This window comes from Natronococcus sp. (genome assembly GCF_047921035.1).
Taxonomy (GTDB): Archaea; Halobacteriota; Halobacteria; order Halobacteriales; family Natrialbaceae; genus Natronococcus.
Map to the genome: position 1 here is coordinate 1 of NZ_JBLRWX010000234.1, position 1,148 is coordinate 1,148.

Consider the following 1,148-nt stretch of genomic DNA (forward strand, 5'->3'; position numbering starts at 1 on the left):
GTTTCCTTCCTCGTTCTCGCCGGCCTGTTCGCGCTGACGTTTACCGCGCTCGTCGCGAACTGGGCGCTCGAGTTGGGCTACTGAGACCCCCGCCGGGTTTTCGATTCGTAGCGACACCTTGGGTAACAATCAATAATGTCCGCGCCATTCGGTAGCAAATTTATTCAATTGTGGTGGTGTTCGAACGGATACAAAAATATAATATAATTATAAACGGCATCCATCTATAGACGATGATGGAAGATAGCGGACGACGGGAATTTTTGGCGACGGCTGCCGTCGGAGCGACGGCCGGGGTCGCGGGGTGTACCGACGCGCTGACGCCGGACGACAACGGATCCGATTCGGGGGCAGCGGAGTTTCCATCGGACGATATCGAGATTATCTGTCCGTTCGACGAGGGTGGTGGTACCGACCTTACTGCGCGACAGCTGTCCGAGCAACTCGAGGAGCAACTGGACACGTCCTCGTTCGTCACGAACTCGACGGGTGGATCGGGCAGCGTCGGATTCAGCGAGATCGCCTCCGCTTCCGCCGACGGCCACACGCTTGGAATCCTCACGGTCGAGATCTGTACCGTCTCTCACCTGGATATCGGAGACGTAACCCACGAGGATATGACGCCGATACTCCAGTACAACTTCGATCCGGCGGCGCTTACGGTCCACGAGGACGCACCTTACGACACCCTAGAGGAGTTCGTCGACTACGCCGAGGACAACCCCGGCGAGATCAGCGTCTCGAACTCGGGGACGGGTGCGATCTGGCACCTCGCGGCGGCGGAGTTCGAGCAGGCCGCCGATATCGAACTCGACCACATCGGATACGAGGGGGCCGCACCCGCGACGGAAGCGGTCCTCGGCGGTGAGGTCGAGGCGACGACCTCGAGCGCGGCGGAGGTCTCCTCGCAGGTCCTGGACGGCGACCTCGAGATGCTCGCGTTCTTCGGGGACGAACGCCATCCGGCCTTCGAGGACGTCCCGACGCTGACCGAAGAGGGGTACGACGTCACGGTCGGGGCCTGGCGAGGCGTCGGTGGCCCCGCAGGCATGGACGAGGAGGTCGTCGAGACGCTCGAGGACGCCTTCAACGAGATCCACGGCTCCGAGGAGTTCGAGGAGTTCATGGAGAACAACAACTTCCAGCTC

Annotated in this window: 1 protein-coding gene; it reads left to right on the forward strand. The window is 61.3% G+C overall.

Annotation, left to right across the window (positions count from 1 at the left end):
- Positions 1-236: 236 nt before the first annotated feature.
- Positions 237-1,148: Bug family tripartite tricarboxylate transporter substrate binding protein (locus ACNA7R_RS20445; RefSeq protein WP_416285372.1), on the forward strand; the 912-nt coding region annotated here is incomplete at its 3' end.